General features: G+C 68.7%; 14 protein-coding genes and 3 pseudogenes. 10 read left to right on the top strand and 7 right to left on the bottom strand.

The genetic code is table 11. The annotated features are described in order from the left end of the window. Positions 1-1406: 1406 nt before the first annotated feature. The 4 genes and pseudogenes from ACIQHQ_RS34390 to ACIQHQ_RS34375 all read right to left on the bottom strand — a co-directional run. Complete coding sequence (locus tag ACIQHQ_RS34390; RefSeq protein ID WP_402619772.1) at positions 1407-1661, bottom strand: hypothetical protein; 255 nt, start codon at positions 1659-1661, stop codon at positions 1407-1409. Between the two features lie 743 nt (positions 1662-2404). After that, entirely contained in the window at positions 2405-3337 is a 933-nt protein-coding gene (locus ACIQHQ_RS34385) for an anti-sigma factor RsbA family regulatory protein (protein WP_402619769.1), read from the bottom strand. Beyond that, positions 3337-3690, bottom strand: a complete 354-nt coding sequence (locus tag ACIQHQ_RS34380; RefSeq protein ID WP_402619766.1) for an STAS domain-containing protein — start codon at positions 3688-3690, stop codon at positions 3337-3339. The genes ACIQHQ_RS34385 and ACIQHQ_RS34380 overlap by 1 nt, the downstream gene beginning before the upstream one ends. 622 nt (positions 3691-4312) lie before the next feature. Further along, positions 4313-4626 (bottom strand): annotated as a pseudogene (locus ACIQHQ_RS34375) (ATP-binding protein); the annotation flags it as partial. 207 nt (positions 4627-4833) lie between these two features. Between ACIQHQ_RS34375 and ACIQHQ_RS34370 the strand changes: the two are divergent. From ACIQHQ_RS34370 to ACIQHQ_RS34345, 6 genes are all read left to right on the top strand, one after another. Further along, entirely contained in the window at positions 4834-5211 is a 378-nt protein-coding gene (locus tag ACIQHQ_RS34370; RefSeq protein ID WP_402619763.1) for an STAS domain-containing protein, read from the top strand. Positions 5212-5635: 424 nt separating this feature from the next. Beyond that, on the top strand, positions 5636-6103 hold the full coding sequence (locus ACIQHQ_RS34365) for a hypothetical protein (protein ID WP_402619760.1): 468 nt from the start codon (positions 5636-5638) through the stop codon (positions 6101-6103). Between the two features lie 4 nt (positions 6104-6107). Then, a complete protein-coding gene (locus ACIQHQ_RS34360) occupies positions 6108-7109 on the top strand; it encodes a peptidase (protein WP_402619757.1) in 1002 nt (333 codons plus the stop codon). An 11-nt stretch (positions 7110-7120) separates the two neighbouring features. After that, entirely contained in the window at positions 7121-7612 is a 492-nt protein-coding gene (locus tag ACIQHQ_RS34355; protein WP_402619754.1) for a hypothetical protein, read from the top strand. 423 nt (positions 7613-8035) lie between these two features. Next, positions 8036-9856, top strand: a complete 1821-nt coding sequence (locus tag ACIQHQ_RS34350; protein WP_402619751.1) for an ATP-binding protein — start codon at positions 8036-8038, stop codon at positions 9854-9856. Next, positions 9801-10724: a hypothetical protein gene (locus ACIQHQ_RS34345; protein ID WP_402619748.1), complete on the top strand. Its 924-nt coding sequence runs from the start codon at positions 9801-9803 to the stop codon at positions 10722-10724. The genes ACIQHQ_RS34350 and ACIQHQ_RS34345 overlap by 56 nt, the downstream gene beginning before the upstream one ends. Positions 10725-11163: 439 nt before the next feature. Here ACIQHQ_RS34345 and ACIQHQ_RS34340 read toward each other — a convergent pair. Continuing rightward, positions 11164-11285, bottom strand: a pseudogene (locus tag ACIQHQ_RS34340) (NAD(P)/FAD-dependent oxidoreductase); the annotation flags it as partial. Positions 11286-11609: 324 nt separating this feature from the next. On the opposite strand from ACIQHQ_RS34340, the gene ACIQHQ_RS34335 reads away from it, so the two are divergent. The 3 genes from ACIQHQ_RS34335 to ACIQHQ_RS34325 all read left to right on the top strand — a co-directional run bounded on the left by ACIQHQ_RS34335 (position 11610) and on the right by ACIQHQ_RS34325 (position 13346). Then, positions 11610-12218 (top strand): hypothetical protein, encoded by a 609-nt coding sequence (locus tag ACIQHQ_RS34335; RefSeq protein WP_402619746.1) that lies wholly within the window; start codon positions 11610-11612, stop codon positions 12216-12218. Positions 12219-12387: 169 nt separating this feature from the next. After that, positions 12388-12975, top strand: coding sequence for a TetR/AcrR family transcriptional regulator (locus tag ACIQHQ_RS34330; RefSeq protein WP_402619744.1), 588 nt, complete (start codon positions 12388-12390; stop codon positions 12973-12975). Beyond that, positions 12972-13346, top strand: coding sequence for a hypothetical protein (locus ACIQHQ_RS34325; RefSeq protein ID WP_402619741.1), 375 nt, complete (start codon positions 12972-12974; stop codon positions 13344-13346). The genes ACIQHQ_RS34330 and ACIQHQ_RS34325 overlap by 4 nt, the downstream gene beginning before the upstream one ends. Positions 13347-13497: 151 nt before the next feature. Here ACIQHQ_RS34325 and ACIQHQ_RS34320 read toward each other — a convergent pair. Then, positions 13498-14355 (bottom strand): annotated as a pseudogene (locus tag ACIQHQ_RS34320) (IS5 family transposase). 141 nt (positions 14356-14496) lie between these two features. Beyond that, the gene (locus ACIQHQ_RS34315; RefSeq protein ID WP_402619738.1) at positions 14497-15084 is read right to left on the bottom strand and encodes a TetR/AcrR family transcriptional regulator; all 588 of its coding nucleotides are present in this window, start codon (positions 15082-15084) and stop codon (positions 14497-14499) included. 227 nt (positions 15085-15311) lie between these two features. On the opposite strand from ACIQHQ_RS34315, the gene ACIQHQ_RS34310 reads away from it, so the two are divergent. Beyond that, positions 15312-18536, top strand: coding sequence for a bifunctional cytochrome P450/NADPH--P450 reductase (locus tag ACIQHQ_RS34310; RefSeq protein ID WP_402619735.1), 3225 nt, complete (start codon positions 15312-15314; stop codon positions 18534-18536). The last annotated feature ends 143 nt before the right edge of the window (positions 18537-18679 follow it).

The raw sequence follows: 18679 nt of genomic DNA, 5'->3' as shown, positions 1-18679 counted from the left end.
GGGCCCGGCCGGCCACCGAAACGCCCGTGGCGTCCCTCAACGCCCACCACACCAGACGCCCCACGCCGAACCCGGCCTGCCACATCCCGACCAGCCCCAAAGTGAAAAACCCCAACAAACACCTGCCCGCCGCCGACCACCACCCCCCTGGCCCGCGCGGTCGCCGCCTGGCGGCAGGGCGGGCCACCGGTCCGTGACGCGCAACCGAGAACACAGACCAGCCGCATCCCCACACACGACAGACGACTTCAGCGTCCACGAAGTACGCAAGATCTGCCCCAGCCGCACCACACGACCCCATCCGGCAACCCGCCGCACCACCGCGACCGCCGATGCCCCACCTCGCCCACCAAAGCACCCAGCACGAAAAGAAAAAACCCACCACCCACCCAGGACAACCACGAAAAACAAACTCCTCACCCACTCAGACGCCACCCCACCACCCCCCCTCCCCCACCAGCACCGGCCCGCCCCCCCCTCCCCGATACCCCCACCTGATCCGGCCCGCCTCCCGATACCCCCACCTGATCCGGCACCGCCAGTGCCACATCCGCCGCAGACAACTCCCCCCGCTCCCCCGAACACCCGCGGACAACTCCCCCCAGACACACGCGTGGACGGGTGCTCCCGGACACGCGCGGACTGACCGGCTGCCACCAGACACGCGCGGACAGCTCCCCCCAGACACGCCTACCTCGGCGCCTCGGGCCTCGCTGGCACCGGCCGCTACCTCGTCCTGCGCTGCTACGTCTTCGCTGCCCGCCGCGGTCGCACCCTACGTCCCCCAATGCGCCAGAACGCGGTAGGGCATGCCCGCCCTGGCGACGGCGGCCCAGACGGTGGTCTGAGCCAACGCCCGCGCCGGGCACGGACGTTCGCGGGACTGGTCCGTGCTCAAGGATCGGTTGGCCGCAAGGGATTTTCGTTCGGACGCTCCACCTCGCAGCGTCAGTGCGAGGGGAAAAGGCTCAGTGCCTGTCGGTCCGGAAACCGCGGCCGTCCCTCTTTCAGTTTGCCCCGGCTTGGGCAGCAACGGCTGGATCAGCGCCCACAGTTGATCCGACACAATCCACAGCCGCGACTGTCTCTTCCCCACGGCCAGACCAACGACCGGACAAGCCGACAGTCACACCAACCACGGCTTCTGTCAGGAGCTCTCAGGACCCTGGCCTGCGTCAACGCGGGTCATTGGTGGTGCGTTCGAGGCGCGGCGCTGAGATGGCTCCTCCTGTTTTTTCTCGACTCTGTTGTGTTGCGTATGGAGCTCAGATGAAGGAAAACGCAGGTGGTCAGATGTATTGGCCTGGCTGCGCCAGCGACAGGACGGAATCGCCACATTATCGGCCTTTGCACCGGGTCTCCCGTCCGAGCGGAACGAGATGCTGGATACTCACGGGATGGATGGATCAAGGGCAGACTGGATCAACACCACCCACGATTGGGCCCGTGACGTAGACCTGGGCCATCTCGCCCAGATTCGCCAGCAGCCGGAGCGGTTTGCTCCCTGTGGCCCAGGACACCTCGTCCTTGAAGTCGTTGCCTATGCCGCCGATGAGGCATCGAGTCGAGCGGGGGGCCGATGTCTGATCACTCTGCACGGCGACGGCTCTGTGTCCGTCGCGGACAACGGACGAGGCACCGACACTCGCGTTGATGATCACGGTCGGATCGTAAAGAAGCCAGTGATGGCGTCGAAGGACCTGCGGTTCTTCGACGCCCCGGACGCAGAGCGGCTTCCCGACGGGCATCCGCGTCGCGGCATGTCCGTCGTAGCGGCGCTCAGCGAGTGGCTGATTCACACCAACCGCCGTCGCAACGGTGCCTGGAGTCAGCGCTATGAGCGCGGTGTTCCAGTGACTGACCTGATTCCCCTTGAGTGCGACGGATCCACTGGGACGCTCGTCCGCTTTCTACCGACGAAGTCGCTCTGCCCCCCGGGGTCGTTGACCGTGGACGATCTGACGCGGTGGACCGCGAATTGGTCTGACCTGGAGGTCCAGCTCGATGACCAACGCGGCAGACCAAACTGATGCAGTGAGAGTCTTCCTCGGTGGCAGCGAGGCGAGCGTGACGGAGTAGCGACACTCTCGATGGATGGTTGTGCTTGTCGACTCGCCCGACTGGAATCGGCCTCACTGCTTTGGGGAGACCTCTGGCCTGGGGAGAGGAACCACGGATGCGTTTGTGGAACGAGGCAGTCAATGCCGCGTTCTCAAGGGCCATGAGGTCGGCGGCTGACGCGTCGCTCTGCATCGAGTGGCGGACGTGGGTATCGGTCGGGATGGAGCGGCTGGTCTCCACAAGGCCGGACGACGCCTACCGGCCCTCGGTGCGGGGCTGCATACAAGATCCGCGAGACGAGCGGGGCGGGCGGCCATCCGGACAGGTGGCCGCCCTCGCGCTGTCACAAGCTGAGGTAGAAGCGTATGGTCGTGCCGTCGTCTCCGGTGTGCATGCGCACCAAGTCGGCCACGTAGTGGACCAGCATCAGGCCCCGGCCGCCCAACTGGCCGCGCTCCGGCGGGCGGCGGCCGGCCAGCGGATCGGCCAGCCGGCCCGCATCGCGGACCTCACACACCAGCTGCCCCTGCTCGGCCCAGACCGCGAGTGTCCCGCGGCCTCCGCCGTGGACCACGCTGTTGGTCGTCAGCTCCGCGACCGCCAGCTCCACATCCATCAGCCGCTCCCCGGTCATGCCCAGCCGCATCGCCTGAGCGAGAGCGAACTGGCGGACCGCCGGAAGATCCTCACCATCGTAGGAGAAGGCCGCGGTGTCCGGTGCAGGCGCAAGCGCCTGGTTGTACCGATCGACGATCGCCTGCCAGTCGTAGGCGTCGCTGACCGACTCACGGCCCTCCCCGCTAATGAGGGTCGGGTGGGTAACCCGCGCATCAGCGATCACCTGCGGATTCAGCCGCACCTCGTCGTAGGGACACAGGATCGTCACCGCCCGGCCCTCGAACGCGGCGTTGATCAGCGCCTCGTGCTGCGCGCACGCCGGGTACTCCACGGCGCTGCGCCCGGCCCAGATCGGCTCGCCGATGATCCGCACACGCCCCTTCGGGTGGGCGTCGGCGAATCCGCGCAGCACCTTGGGGATGATCCGTCCCGGGTTGCGGCCGGCCTCGGTCATGTCCAGGAACAGGATTCCCTCGGCGTCTCCACCCAGACCTGCTTTGATCAGCTCCAGGTTCGGGCCGGGCACCGCCACCGCCATCGGCTCGCCGTTGGCCAGGCCCCCGCGTAGGAAGGCCACTGTCTGCCGCGTGTACTCCTGCTCGGTGCGGTAGAAGAGGGCAGGGTGCACGAACGCCTCGTGAGTGGTCACCGTGCTCATCACAGAGCCACCTCGATCCGGTCCAGGCCGGGCCAGAACATCTCCAAGACCCGCGGCAGCTGCGGCGGGGGATTCTCGACCACAACCCGTCCGTGGGGCAGGCTCATGGCGGCGACCGCCAGCGCGGTTACCCCGGCCACGTCGACGAACGCCACATCCGACAGCTCCACGTATGACACGCCCGCGTGCCGCCGGGCCAGTTCGGACAGGGCCTGCTCCCAAGACGAGCGAGTGAAGGCGCTGATCTCACCGCGGGCACGTATCCCGGAACGACCGGGCAACGGGCTCACCTCCAACGCGGCCCTCCCGAGCTCCGCCAGGGCAGGACCGCCCACCACATGTGGGGCATCCACGCTCAGACTCCTTCACATCAAGCCGCCCGCCGACCCCTCGGCACGGGCAGAGGAAAAAGTCCTACCCGACGGGGCAGTCTATCCAGGCGGCAGACACGTCTCATTCTGTCAGTAGGAGCGAGCAAGGTTCATCGGCGGTTTCGGAGAGCGCTCAAGGATTGCGGAGCCCGAAAGCGCCGGACACACCGACTGCCAGCATTTTGCCGCTATGTCTGTATTGCGTCCTGTGCCCGGGCAGGAGCGCCTCTCGTTCGGAACTCGCGCAACAGTCGGGCGCAACTTGGCACGGTTCGAGCTCGAGGGCTGGAAGGCCCCGCGGCGGCCCGGTCATCGGTGCCGCGATCACTCACCCCTGCGCCGCCTCCGCATGTGCCCGCGTAGAGCTGATCTACGCGCTCAGCCTCTGCCGCGGGATGCCCTGGAAGCAGGTGGTGTCTCGTCCCCAGCGGGCTTGGGAAGCAAGCCCCGTGTTGCCTTCTGCGTGGTCTTCCCATGGAGCCTCTAACCTCCGGGCCCGGTTCCGGCTCGGGTGAAGCCGGTGCTCAAGCTCCTCATCAGCGGTCCGTCGATGCCGCGGCCCCGGCGACACCCCCGGATCATGAACAACAAGAGGGGAGTCGTGAGCGGCGGCCATGACGATCTCCAAGCCGTGCCGGCCCACCCGACCCGCGTCGGCGGCCCTCGCCACCGGCAGCACCGGATCGCCGTCCCACACCACCACCTCGACCGCGTCGCCGACGATGCGCAGGTCCATCAGCGCCGGGCCCGACGGTACTGGTGGGCGTTGGTGACCAGTTCGCTGACCACCAGCTGGGTGAGGTCCATGGCACGCTGCGAAACCGGCAGGCCGTACTCGGCCTGAACCCGGCGAGGAAGCCCGGCGGCGAGGTGGCGGGCGCGGGCGATGCACGTGCCGTCACCTTCCAGGACCACCATGGTCTGTATGTCTTGCTCATCCGGTACCGCGCTGTCCTCACCCACCGGGGCTGGTCCCATCGCGGCTCGCTGCTCCTCCTCCGTTCACACCCCCGCGCGCACCCGCGCATGCGTGGTACACGCTTTACGCCTTCAATAGGAAGGCATTACCCGGACTGTGCAGAGCAGCACTGCTGGGTGAAGATCCTGGTGTGCCAGTATCACCACATGACTGAGGGAGAGATGGCGGCCACCGGACAAGCTGAGCAGCCGGGTCAGCTGTCGGTCGTCTCCGCCGTCACCGACGGCATCCGCGTGCTGACCCTGGCGGGGGAGATCGACCACGACACCGGCCAGTCGCTCCGCCAGGCCTTGGACGTCTCCGGCGTTCCCCGCCCCCGCATCGTGGTCGATCTGAGCCGGGTCACCTTCATGGACTCCACCGGCATCAACATCTTCATCGCCGCCCACCGCACCCTCACCGAGGCCGGCGGCTGGATACGTCTGACCGCACCCGGGGAAGCCGTGATGCGCACCCTGCAGATCGTCGGTGTCGACACAGTGATCGACTGCAGTGAAACCCTCCGCCAAGCACTCAGCGACTGACCCATCCCCCGTACCGGCCACGCGCTGACCGATCGGTTCAGTGCTGATGCTGGTGATCTGGGCAAAGAGCACCCTTGGGCTGACCCTCAAGACCGTCAGCCGACCGAAGGACGCCGTCGGATTCGTCACCACAGACGACGGGTGGGACCGGTCCCGACGCCAGTCACTCGACTCGGGAAGACGACGCCGGAGAAGGCCGGCGCATGACTCTGTCCTGCAGACAAGGTCAAACGAGGATGACCCAGATCGGTGAATTCCGTGTACGACCGGGGGAGGCAGTGTCCTGCACTGCACCGATCTTCTACAGCGGTGGTAGGTCTTCCGACGGTAATTGAGCGGCTAATCGGGAGATCTGATGAGAATCCCTCTTGCGGTTCTTGCGGGGACTGTGTGCGTGGTGACGGCTGCTGGGATGCATCCCGTCATGGCTGCGGACACCGTGGTGACGTTCACGGTGCAGGGTGCGCAACTGACGGTGGTTGCTCCGGCGAACGCGGTCTTGCCGTCGACGTCCATCGGCGGCAGGACGACAGGGCAGCTCGGGACAGTGACGGTCAACGATCAGCGCGGCGTCGTGCCCGCCCCATGGACGGCGACGGTGGCTTCATCGGACTTCTCCACCGGCGGGGGATCAGCCAACGAAACCATCGCAGCCAGCAATGCGACCTACTGGTCGGGACCTGCCACCGCCACCAGCGGCAGCGGCGTCTTCACCCCGGGCCAGCCGACAGCAACAGACGCCGTGACGTTGGCCACTCCCCGCACGGCCTTCACCCACAGCGGAGGCGGCGGTGCCAACTCGGCGTCGTGGAACCCGACGCTGTCCGTCAATGTGCCGGAAACGGCCGCAGCCGGCCTGTACACCGGCACCGTCACCCATTCAGTGGCCTGACCCGATGCGGCGAGGGCTGAGCTGCCTGCTGGCGGCCGCATGCTGCGCGTTCGGTACGGGCACCGCTGCGGCCCTGCCGTCTCCCCCAGGTCCCCCGGAGAGCAGGCGGGTCGGGCTGGGCGTCAAGCTGCTGGAAGCCCCCATCGACCGGCGGCAGGACCCGCGCGCGTCCAGCTACATCATCGACCATCTCCCGCCGGGCACGGTGATCCACCGCAACATCCTGGTCGTCAACGAGAGCCCGAAGCCGCTGCGCGTGACGCTCTACCCCGGGGCCGCCGCCATCCGCGGCGGCACGTTCACCTTCGCCCCCGCCGGCAAGCGCAACGAACTCGCCGGCTGGATCTCCCTCGCGCGCACCGGGCTCAGGCTGGAGCCGTGGCAGGAGACCTCCGTCCCGGCCACCATCCGTGTGCCGCGCACCGCAAGTGCCGGGGAGCGCTACGCCGTCATCTGGGCTCAGCACCACTCCAAGCCGGGCCCCGGTGGGAACGTCGGCCTGATCACCCGCGCCGGTGTGCGCGTGTACCTGGACATCGGCCCCGGCGGGGAACTGCCCTCCTCCTTCCGCATCAGCCGCCTCGTCCCGGCCCGAAGCCAAGACGGCCGGCCGCAACTGCGAGTACGGGTCCACAACACCGGGGCCCGGGCAGTGGACATCAGTGGCAGCCTTCGCCTGCGCAAGGGACCGGACGGGCTGACCGCGGGACCCTTCACCAACGACCGTGTCCTGACCCTTGCCCCACGCCACAAGGGCACCTTGGTGTTCACGCTGGGCAAGAGCGTGCCGAAAGGCCCCTGGAAAGCGGAAGTGACCCTGCGGTCCGGCATGCTGCGGCAAACCGCCGGCGGCCGCATCAAGTTTCCCGACACCGGCACGGGCCGGCCCGTCCTGGCCGTGCTGACGTCTCCCGGATCCTCACCACTGCTGTGGATCACCATCGCTCTGCTCGCCGCAGGACCACTGGCCTACGCCGTCCGCAGACGGCTGATCAGAAAGCGCTGATGGGAGGCCGAGTGCACCGAGTGGCCCTCCTGAGCGCCGCCCTCCTCACCACTGCCGCCCACCCGGCAAACGCGTTTCTTCCAGCACAACCAGCCGCCACCCTGAGCATCACCGCTCCCACCACCGTCAACCTCGGAACCGCCGCCATCGGCGGCACCCGCACCGCCCAGCTGGGCACCGTCACCGTCAACGCCCAGCAATCGCCCGCCTGGACCGCCACCGTCACCGCCACCAACCTGACCACCAACGGCGGCACCATCCCCAACGGCAACATCCGGTACTGGTCCGGCCCCGCCACCGCCACCGCCGGCACAGGAACCTGCATTCCCGGCCAGTCAACGGCAGTGCAAGCCCTCTCGCTCAACACCACCCGCACCGCCTTCACCAGAAGCGGCGGCAACAACACCCACAGCTGCAGCTGGAACCCCACGCTGACCATTACCGTGCCCAGCACCGCCGTCGCCGGCGCCTACCAAGCCACCATCACCCACTCCGTCGCCTGAAGAGCAGCAGCGTCCAGCCGGGATACCACGCACCAAGGGGCGGAATCACACACCCCCAGCCCGTCACCCACACAGCCCTCTTCCAAACGAACGGTAGGCCACCCGGGTCCGACCGGGAGGCCTACCGCCGCCGCAACACCGTCGGGGACTGCTTCAACCGGCTCAAGGGCTTCCGCGGCATCGCGACCAGATACGACAAGACCGCCACCTCCTACGAGGCAGCGGTCTCTCTCGCGTCGTTCCTGCTCTGGGCAAGATCCGTTTGCAGACGGACCCTGTGCACGCGCTTCTCCCCCGGCGCTGAACGACCAGCCTGTCTGCGGATGAAGTGACCCACCGGCGAAGCCCCCTGGCTAGGCTGGTCACCCGTACAAGGATGTCGTGCACCGGCAGAGAACGGGCAGCACACGGGGGGGGCTTGCGGTGGGGTCTGTATTCGTCGACCGAGTCGAGCACATCGAGGCGCTGGAAGGGTTCCTGCACGAGGTCGCTCAGGGCAAGGGCGGAGTGTTCGCCATCCAGGGTGAGCAGGGCATCGGCAAGTCCTCTCTCCTCAAGGAGGTCGTCCGGCGGACTCAGGGGCGCCGCCCGGTCGCGGCCATTTGCCGGATCGTCCAGGTGAGATGCCTCAGCGTGATCGGCGCGGACAACGCGTACGGTCCTGTGATTGATGTCCTGATGATGCTTCAACCACCGCGCCGGTCGGTGTTCCGTCTCTTCGGGCGGTCCGCAGCTCAAGCCGTCCCGGAATTAGTGTCCTTGGTTCCTGCATTGGGACCCCTGCTGAAGGCCGCCGCGCAGATCACTCAAACCGCTCTGGACTCCGGTTCTGCGCAGGGCGACAGTCTTATGCCCTATCGGCAAAGCGTGGCCCGAACCGTGGCGACGGCTCTGGCCGACGCTGCGGCACGCGGCGGGCCGACGGCGGTGTTCATCGACGACGCCCAGTGGCTCGACCCCAGCAGCCTGCTGGTCCTGGAGCATCTGGTGGAGTTGCTGGAGCGTGGAGGGCAGGCCCTTGGGTTGATCCTTGGGCACCGAAGCGACCCTGAGTCGGAGCCTGGAATCGTCACTGACGCGCTCGCTCGCTGGGAAACCCAGGGGTTGCTGACCCGACGCCGGTTGGGTGGCTTGCCCAAGCACGCGGTCACCGACCTGGTCAGGCTGTATCTTGCCGGCCCGGTCGCGGCGTCCGTCCCCGCCAAGTTGATCGACTTGACGAAGGGGCACCCCGTCTTCGTCACGCAGTGTCTGCGACTGATCGGTCCGGACGGGGTGTTGAGGGGGCCGTTGCCCGAGACGGTAGGGCCACTGGTCCGTGGTCGGCTGGCCAGCCTTGACCCGGCCACGAGGGAACTGCTGGTGATCGGTGCGACCCAGGGCGAAACCTTCGAGACCGGCGTGGTGGCGCGGGTGGCCGGAGAGTCGACGGACGAGGTCGTGCGGCGGCTGCACGAGCTGAGCCGACGGCACGGGTTGATCGTCGCGGTACCGGCACCCGACTGGGCCTTGGACGGCTTTTCCGACCACTATCGTTTCGAGAACGCTCTGCTGCAGATGGCCGTGCGCGCTGAACAGAGCCCCGCCCAGGCAAGAAAGCGGCACCACCTGATCGCCAACGCCCTGGCGGAGTCGACGAACGGGAGCGGAGCAAGCACCCTTCCGCTGCCGGTGCGACTGGACATCGCACATCACTACTCCTTGGCCCAACAGTGGGACGACGCCGAGCGGGAGCAGTTCGCACTCGCGCGGGAGCTGGCCGTCGGCGGGCTCTCGTTCTCCGAAGCTGAAGCCTTGTGTCGGCAGGCGGTGGAAAGTGCCCGCCGGCTTCCATCCACGGCCGATAAGCGCGATGACAGATTGGCGCGGGCGATCGAGCTCTTGCTCTCCCTGACCGAGGTCAGCTGGCACGGCCGCTCAGGTACGGCAGATGGCGAGGGTCTCGATGCCTGGGCGCGCGAGGCCGAAGAGGCCGGCCGACGCAGCGGTGACCTGCCCTTGATCGCCCGCACCGCATTGCTGCACGGCAAGTGTCTGCTGCGTACACAGGGTCTGCAGCCCGCCCTCGCCAAGCTGGAGGAGGCCGTGGGGCTGGCCCAGCACTGTAATGACCCGTCGGCGTTATTTCGTGGCCATGGCCGAGTACGGGAGCCAGCTGCCCAAGCGGGACCTTGCAGCAGGGCTGAGGGTGCTGCTCCAGGCGGAAGAGCTGTACGAGCGTGCGGGTCTGCGCAACAGCGGTGACCCTGTGGTTGGCCACGTCCGCAACCTGGCCGAGATGCAGTTGGGCGTCAGCCTGTTCGACGCAGGCCACCTCGTAACGGCCAGGGACCGGCTGTCCGTCTGCCTGCAGCGGCTGAGAACCGAGCCTGTGAACGCCGAGCTGCCCGTCGGACTCAACTATCTGGCGCAGGTGCAGCGGGCCATGGGGTCCGAGGGCGAAGCCCGCGACGCCCTTGAAGAGGCGCTGGCGTTCGAGGAGGCGCGCGGTGGAGCGAGCGGTTGGCACGCCAACAATGTGGCTCTGCTCGCTCTGTTACTCAGCGGCGAGCCCAATGAGCATGATCGCTGCAGGGCCATGGTGGAGGCGGCCTGGGAGGAAACGCAACGCACCTGGCTGCTGGATCTGGTGCCCATCGTCAGAAACCTGTGCGCCGAAGTCGTGCTGAATCTGGCGGGCAGCGATCCCGCAGAGCTGGCCGTGGCGGACCGGCTGGCCGAGGAGACTGTATGGGAGACCTCTCAGACGGGAATGGTGCGAAGCGGAGTGGCGGCCTTGATCCTGCGCAGCCGTATCCAGCTGGAACTCGCGGACGCCGCCTCGGCGGCCGGTTTCGCGCGCGAGGCAGTGGCCATCCTCAACCGGGTCGGTGACATGCCGGCGCTACGGACGGAAGAGGTGCTGTATCACGCGTCGCTCGCTCTCCGGGCGGCTGATAGTCCTGAGGAAGCAGACGCCCTGGCCCGACGGGCCCGCACCGAGGTGCTCCGCAAGGCGGAGCTGATGCCCAGCCCGGTGGACCGGGACCAATTCCTGCGCGGGGTCGTACTGAATCGGGCGATTCTCGGAACACCGGCACCTCTCGGCTCCCTCAGAGACCACCCGCAGTAATGATCTGTCCTTGCACAGGGCGCAGCCGATGAGACAAGTGTGGTAGCTCGCACGGCGTACAGCCACCATTGCTGGCCTGGTCCTCCGTCAGCTCCGGGCGGGGTCCCCTCGCCCGGGCGGCTGTGAGCCGTGCAGGCAGACAACCGAGCCCGCCGCTCTACCGGCGGGCTGGCGTGGCGGCCCGCCGACGCGCGACCGAGGCGAACGCGCCCCGATCCCCGGCTGCGGACGGTGGGCCCGGTCTGGGTGGAGGCCGGGCCCACCGTGCTCACCGTGCCTTCGGCAGCACGCTGACAGAACAGCGGTCCTCGCCGCGGCCGTTGCCGACGACCCGCCACACCGGCCCATCGGCCCCGTCGCGGGTCAGCAGGGGCAGGGTGGTCATCGCCCCCGTCATCCGGTAGTTCACGCTTCCCACACGGCAGGCACGGCCGTGGTTGTCGCGGACCTCCCAGCCGTGGCAGTAGGGCCAGTGCACAACGCTGCGGCCCAGAGCTCGGCCAGGCCCGGAGCCTCGGGCAGGACGTCGCGCAGACCGGCAGCCACCAGGACGCGGCGCGCGGCCGTTGCAGTGCGGATCTCTCCATCCGGAGAGGGATGCGGTTGCCGTGAAGGGGGCGGTCGCCGTGTTGGATTCGGTTCCCGTGAAGGGGGCGGTGGCCCGGGTGCGTCACCGCGGCAGGGCGGTGAACCAGCCCTCGCGCGAGCCCGGCAACACGGGCAGGACGGGAGCTTGCCTGTGGCCGGGAGCGCGGTCACGCTGGCGGCATGGTGGGTTCGTGGGGGCGGGCCGCGCTGCGGGCGGCCGGGCGTGCTGCGGGGTGGCTGGGGGCGTTCGCCGTGGGATCGTTCTTGGCGACCGGGTTCACCCTGTTCACGGCATGGGTGCCGCTGACGCTGTGGGCGCAGGGGCACCGGGACGTGATGGCCATCTTTGTGGCGTGCGGCGGAATGACGGTCTCCCTGGCCGTCCCCGTGCTGGCGGCGGTGTATCTCAAATCCCGTGGCTGCGAGAAGGCCTCCCACGTCGTCGGAGGCGGCATGGGTCTACTCCTTCTTTGCGCGTATGTCGGGGTCATGTATTTCGGGTGGCAGGACTCCGATCAGCAGGCTCTGCATGACCGCGGGATCGCGATGGCCGGAGTCGTGACGAGACAATGGGAGTCGTCCACCCCGGACGGCACCGCTTCCGGGGTCGTCGTACGGCTGCCGGACGGGACCACGCACAAGCTGCGGGGGGAGCAGTCGCCGACGGGAACGCAGGTCGTCATGACGGTCGACCCGCGTGGCCACGTCGACAGCCGACTGGGGCCGCCGCCTGACGGACCGGACCATGTCGCGCTGAAACTGTCGGCCGCCGGAGTGGCGCTCGGCTGCGTTGCATCGTCTGCGTGCTGCGCGGGATTCCTCACAGAGGACACGCGGCGTCGGCTGCACCGGACGGAACCGGCCGACCGGCGGCCCGGGGAGGAGACGGCAGTCGTGAAGAACTGAGCCTCTCAGCGAGGCCACTGCCTCCACTCCCCGCTCGCAGCTTGCGGGGAACCTCTTCACTGTGGGCAGATCTCCTCCGCCCCGACCGGCACCTGACTCACTGATCCCGAGCACCGTCATCCCGAGCACTACATTCCATACGGGTAGACCCGTATGGTAAATATGGGGCATGACTTCTTCCCCCTCCGGACGAGGGCGCCCCAGGGACGAGCGGTCCGGTGCCGCGATCCTCCAGGCCGCCGCCGAGCTGGTTGTCGAGAGCGGCTACGCCGCGATGTCCATCGGTGCCGTCGCGGCGCGAGCGAGTGTCGGCAAGGACACCATCTACCGCCGATGGTCCGGCAAGCCGGACCTGGTCTACGAGGCGGTGTTCACCGCGGCCGACACCGCGGACCTGCCGGACACCGGGACACTGGAAGGTGATCTGACCGCAGTGGTCCAGTCGCTGGTCGAGGAGTTCTCCGCGCCGGCGGCCGCGGCGGCCCTGCCGGGCCTGCTCGCCGACTTCGCCGCTACACCGCAACTGCGCGCAACGATCCGCTCCCGCTTCCTCCAGCCCGCCAAGAAACGGCTCGTCGCGGTCTTCGACCGAGCTGAGCAGCGCGACGAGACGGGCGCGGACCTGCCCATCGACCTCGTACTGGACACCTTGGCCGGGGCCGTCTTCTTCCACCTTGGGATCATCGGCGAACGCCCCGCACCGGATCTGGCCCGGCGCATCGCCACGATGATCACCAAGGGAGTCGAGGCCCGATGAACGGCTGGCTGCTCACCGCGGGCAGCGTAGCGGCGGCGACCACGCTCATCCACGCCACCGCCGGCGGCCGGTCGATCGTCCGCCCGCTCCTGGGCAGCGAGGTGGCCGCCGAGCCCAAGCGCACCCTGCACGTCGTATGGCACATGGTCACCGTCGACCTGCTGCTCAGCTCCATCGTCCTGCTGGTCCTCGCCTTCGCGACCGCGCCCAGCACGGTGCTCGTGCTGTTCATCGCCGCCCAGTACCTCGCCTACGCGGTGGTGTTCCTCATCGTCACGCTGGCCGCCGACTGGCCACGGCCGCTCTTCCAGCTCCCGCAGTGGATGCTGCTCCTACCGGTCGGAGTCCTCGCCCTCATCGGCACCAGGTGAAGTGCCGCCCGCATCGGGCTGACACCCTCGCTGAACTGCCGGCGATACGCATGGTTGGGGCCTGGGCGTGCCCTCCCGGCTGCCCGGGCCTTGGCCTGACGAGGCGTGCACTGGCTTGGTCCCCACGCTGGGCTAGGTTCTGTCTCTTTGGTCAGCGTCGGGTCCAGATGAGGATGCCCGCGAGATGGAGTGCGGCCTGGTAGGCGATCGCGAGCCTGTCGGTTCGGGTAGCCAGGCCGCGCCACTGCTTCAGGCGGTTGATGCACCGCTCGACGCTGTTCCGCTGCTTGTATGCCTCGCTGTCGAAGCGGGGCGGACGGCCGCCGAATCGTCCTCGCCGCAGACGATGGCCGATTTGGTCGGACGGCTGCGGGATGACCGCACGGATGCCCCGGCGCGGAAGGTGGGCGCGGATGGCACGTGAGGAATACGCGCGGTCGGCCAGAACGGCCAGGGGCCGAGTCCGGGGCCTGCCCGGCCCCCTGCGGGGCACGCGGATCCGCGACTTCACCGTCTCGAAGGCGGGTGCATCACCTGCCTGTCCTGCGGTGACGGTGAAGGCGAGGGGCCGCGCACGGCCGTCAGCGGCCAGGTGGCCTTGGTGCTCAGCCCGCCGCGGGAGCGTCCGAGCGCGTGATCGGCGGGCTCGCCGCGGGAGGGCGCCCCCTTTTGAGCGCTCCGGCAGCGTGCTGGTGGGCCCGCGCGACCGTGGCGTCCACCGACACCGTCCAGTCGATGTCGTCGTCGGCGTCCGCCGCCGCCAGGACGGCGGCGAGGATCATCTCCCAGGTGCCGTCGACGGCCCATCTGATCAGCCGCTTGTGCGCGGTCTGGAAGGGGCCGAGCTCGTCGGGAGGTCCCGCCAGGGCGAGTTGGTGCGGCACTTCCACGCGATGGCCTCAAGAGTGCGGCGGTGGTCGGCCCACCGCCGCCCGCGGACCGGATCCGCCGGCATCAGCGGCTCGATCCGGTCCCACATCGCATCGGTGATCACTAATCGGACGGACACATCCGATCAACTGACCAACCCATCAAAGAGACGCGTGACCGCGGCAGGGCTCCCCACCAGCAAGTCGAGGCGGGAATGCCTTGAGCCGCGAGGCGTGTGAGACCAGCCGGCGACGGTGGCCGGGGCGGCTGCGGGGTCCCCTCAGGACATGGCCAGAAGGGCCGAGATCAAGGCCCCGAGGCAGACTCGTTCGGCCCCTTCGTCGGGCAGTGCGAGGTGCTGCATCGTCAGTCCGTCGAAGCCCGCGAGGAAGAACCTCGCGATCGTCTCGGCGGGCTGGGCCAGCTGGTGGCCGGTACGCTCGGCGGCCTCGCTGATCAGCTTTGCCGTCACCGCCAGGACCTCGCTGTAGTGACTGTGCAGTGCCTCCTTCAGGTGCGGCGTGCGCAGGGCGAGCATGTTGAGTTCGGTCAGCAGTTGATGGGCCTCGGGCTGTTCGATGACCGTGCGCCAGAAGGCTTCGGCGAGGGTGACGACGGCTTCCTCGAAGCTCGCGTCCGTGGGCGCGGCCCGCTCCACCTGGGCGACCAGGTTCTCGGTGACCTGCTCCATGACGGCCCGGTAGAGGTCTTCCTTCGTGCCGAAGGTGTAGTGCACGGTCGCCTGTGCCACACCCAGCTCGGCAGCGATGGCGCGCGTGCTGCCGGCGGCGACGCCTTCCCTGGTCATCAGGTCGATGGCGGCCTTGATCAGCTGGGGGCGGCGCTCCGCCGCGGATACGTGAGCCATGGCTCCATCTTATGCGACTCAGTCTCATGATCAGGTCACTCGACAATATGGCGCCGCCAACTTGAGGCGGCGCCCCGGACGCCCGGCCCCCGTCGGACGCTTCAAGGGCTCCGATCGTTCCGTCAATCGACTGTGTCAACCAACACAATCACTCGACATTGTCGACTGACAAGGTCGCTTGTATGGTTCTGGCCAGCGACAGCATGCGCCGAACGAAAGGCAAGCCCATGAGTCACCAGACCGTGCGCGGAACCGAAGCGATTCCCCAGCGGCCCGCCCTGCCCCTGATCGGCCACGCGTTCGACATCCCCAGCGGCGCCGACGGCCTGCTCTATGTGATGAAGGAGGCCAAGGAGCTGGGGCCGCTGTTCAAGATCCGCGTCTTCGGCAACGAGATCAACTTCGCCTCAGGTCTCGACCTGGTCACCGAGCTGTCGGACGAGAGCCGGTTCCGCAAGAACGTGCACCCCGACCTGGTGATCCTCCGTGGGATCGGCGGCGACGGGCTTTTCACCGCCTTCAACGACGAGCCCAACTGGCGCAAGGCGCACGACGTTCTGATGCCGGCGTTCTCGCTCGGTGCGATGCGCGGTTATCACGCGACGATGCTCAAGGTGGCCCGTGAGCTGATCGGGAAGTGGGACCGGGCGGCGGGTTCGGAGCCCGTGGACGTGGCCGACGACATGACGCGGCTGACGTTCGACACGATCGGCCTGTGCGGTTTCGGCTACGACTTCGAGTCCTTCGCCCGTGAGGAGCCGCACCCCTTCGTCGCCGCGCTGTCCAGGGCGCTCGGCTTCGCCCAGGCCAAGGGGGAGTCCATCCCCGGCACGGAGCTGTTCAAGTGGAAGCAGGCCGAGCAGTTCCGTGAGGACGTGGCCTTCATGAAGGACCTGGTCGACGACGTGATCCGGCAGCGCCGGGCGTCCGGCGACCAGAGCACCGACGACCTGCTCGGGCGGATGCTGCACACCCGCGACGCGGTGACGGGCGAGCCGTTGGACGACGTCAACATCCGCAATCAGGCGATCACGTTCCTCATCGCCGGGCACGAGACCACCAGTGGGGCCCTGTCGTTCGCCCTGTACTACCTGACCAAGCACCCCGAGGTCCTCGCCCGCGCCCAGGCCGAGGCCGACGCGCTGTGGGGTGATACGGACGCCCCGGAGCCCGAGTACGGGGACATCGGCAAGCTGACGTACATCCGCCAGGTGCTCAACGAGAGCCTGCGGCTGTGGCCCACGGCGCCCGCGTACGCCGTGGAGCCGCTGGAGGACACGGTCATCGGCGGAAAGTACGCCGTGCGCAAGGGCGAGTCGATCCAGATCCTCATCCCGCAGCTGCACCGCGACCCGGCCTGGGGCCAGAACGTCGAGCTGTTCGATCCCGACCGGTTCCTGCCCGAACGGGAGGCGGAGCGGCCGGTCCACCTGTTCAAGCCGTTCGGCAACGGCGAACGCGCCTGCATCGGCCGCCAGTTCGCGCTGCACGAGGCGACGCTGGTCCTCGCGCTGGTGATCCACCGCTACCGACTGATCGACCACACCAACTACCAGCTGAAGATCAAGCAGTCGCTCACCATCAAGCCCGACGAGTTCACCCTGAACCTGACCCGGCGCACCAGCGGCGAGCGGCGCCTGCCCACCGCCACGGCCGTCACCGTGAGCAGCGCTCCCGCCGGCCGGGACCAGCCCGCCGTCCGGCGCGCCACCGGAACCGCGCTGACCCTCCTGCACGGTTCCAACCTGGGCACCTGCGCGGGCATCGCGCGCGACCTGGCGGCGGACGGCGACGAGCGCGGCTTCGCACCGTCCGTCACTCCCCTCAACGACGCCGTGGGCAACCTCTCCCCCGGCGGCGGACCGGTGGTGATCGTGGCCGCCTCCTACAACGGCAGGCCCACCGACGACGCCACGGAGTTCGTCACCTGGCTGGAGGGCCTCGAGCCCGGCGCACTCGACGGCCTGAAGTACGCCGTACTCGGCGTCGGCGACCGCAACTGGGCCGCCACCTACCAGCGCATCCCCACCCTCATCGACGAGAAGCTCACCGCTGCGGGCGCCACCGCACTGCTCGAACGCGGCGCGGCGGACGCCGCCGGCGACTTCGCCGGCACCGTGGACCGCTGGACCGGCGACCTGTGGACCACGCTGCTGGAGCAGTACGGAGCGGTCGGAGAAGCGGCACAGGAGACCGAGCCGGCCGCCGACCAGGGGCGTGGGCTGTACGAGCTCGAGGACGCGACCCACTCCGTCATCGGAGGGCTCGCGGCACGGCACGGCGTCCAGCCGATGGAGGTGCTCGACGCCTACGAACTGGTCGACATGACAGACGAGTTGGGTCGCTCCAAGCGCTTCCTGAGGCTGCGACTGCCCGACGGCGTCACCTACCGCACCGGCGACCACCTGGCCGTCCTCCCCAGCAACCCGGACGCTCTCGTCCAGCGGGTGGCCGACCGCTTCGGCCTCGACCTAAACCGTACGGTCCGGCTGCGGGCCCGTCGCCGCAGCCGGGGCGCCCTGCCCATCGACCGGCCGCTCACCCTGCGCCGCCTGCTCACCGACTTCGTGGAACTGCAGAATCCCGCCACCCAGGAGCAGGTCGCCGTGCTCGCCGACCACACCGCCTGCCCGCCCGAGAAGCGCCCCCTGGCCGAACTCGCGGCGGCCACCCCGGAGGCCTTCCACGAGCAGGTGACCGCCACCGGACGCAGCGTGCTGGACCTACTGGAGCGCTACCGCGCCTGCGAGCTGCCCTTCGAACGCTTCCTGGAACTGCTGCCCGTCCTGCGCCCGCGCCACTACTCGATCTCCTCCTCCGCTCAAGCGGCACCCGGCGAGGTGGACCTGATGGTGTCGCTGCTCGCCGCGCCCCACCGGGGCGGCGAGGGCACGTTCCGCGGCATCGCCTCGCACTACCTCCAGACCGTGAAGGCGGGCGACACCGTCCAGGCCAGGGTGCTGCCCTGCAGTGAGGCCTTCCGCCTGCCGCAGGACGAGTCGGTACCGGTGATCCTGGTCAGCGCGGGCACCGGTCTGGCGCCCTTCCGCGGCGCGGTCCTGGACCGCCACCACACCCGGTCCACCGGAAAGCTGCTGTGCTACTTCGGCTGCGACCACCCCGACGTCGACTACCTCCACCGCACGGAGTTCGAGGCGGCCGAGGCGGCCGGAGCCGTCAGCATGCGGCCCACCTTCTCCTGCGCGCCCGAGGACGGGGCCCGCTTCGTCCAGGACCGCATCGCGAAGGAGAGCGACGAGGTCTGGGCGGTACTGGAGGCCGGCGGACGCGTCTACGTCTGCGGGGACGGCCGTCGTATGGCTCCGGCGGTGCGGGAGGCGTTCATGGCGATCTACCGCAAGTTCACGGGCGCGGGCGGCGACGAGGCCACCGCCTGGCTGGCCGCCCTCATCGAGTCGGGCCACTACGTGGAAGACGTCTGGGCCGGCTGACCGCCCTCCTCGCGGTGGCCGACGCCGCCGCACCGCATCCCCGACCGACGGGCCACCGACGTCCGACACGTCCGTGGCCGTGCCCCGAAACGCGGCTCATGCCCCCTGACTCGTGAGGCTCTCATGCTTGTTGCAAGCTCGGC

The sequence above is a fragment of the Streptomyces sp. NPDC092370 genome (genome assembly GCF_044755265.1).
Taxonomy (GTDB): Bacteria; Actinomycetota; Actinomycetes; order Streptomycetales; family Streptomycetaceae; genus Streptomyces.
The sequence above is the reverse complement of the archived record's forward strand: the minus strand, read 5'-3'. Positions and strand labels throughout refer to the sequence as shown.

Excerpts from the sequence above, each read along its gene's own strand:
- ACIQHQ_RS34370 (WP_402619763.1), top strand. The coding sequence starts at position 4,834 with ATGACTGAGGGAGAGATGGCGGCCACCGGACAAGCTGAGCAGCCGGGT.
- ACIQHQ_RS34310 (WP_402619735.1), top strand. The coding sequence starts at position 15,312 with ATGAGTCACCAGACCGTGCGCGGAACCGAAGCGATTCCCCAGCGGCCC.
- ACIQHQ_RS34325 (WP_402619741.1), top strand. The coding sequence starts at position 12,972 with ATGAACGGCTGGCTGCTCACCGCGGGCAGCGTAGCGGCGGCGACCACG.
- ACIQHQ_RS34330 (WP_402619744.1), top strand. The coding sequence starts at position 12,388 with ATGACTTCTTCCCCCTCCGGACGAGGGCGCCCCAGGGACGAGCGGTCC.
- ACIQHQ_RS34360 (WP_402619757.1), top strand. The coding sequence starts at position 6,108 with ATGCGGCGAGGGCTGAGCTGCCTGCTGGCGGCCGCATGCTGCGCGTTC.
- ACIQHQ_RS34315 (WP_402619738.1), bottom strand. The coding sequence starts at position 15,084 with ATGGCTCACGTATCCGCGGCGGAGCGCCGCCCCCAGCTGATCAAGGCC.
- ACIQHQ_RS34385 (WP_402619769.1), bottom strand. The coding sequence starts at position 3,337 with ATGAGCACGGTGACCACTCACGAGGCGTTCGTGCACCCTGCCCTCTTC.
- ACIQHQ_RS34365 (WP_402619760.1), top strand. The coding sequence starts at position 5,636 with ATGGCTGCGGACACCGTGGTGACGTTCACGGTGCAGGGTGCGCAACTG.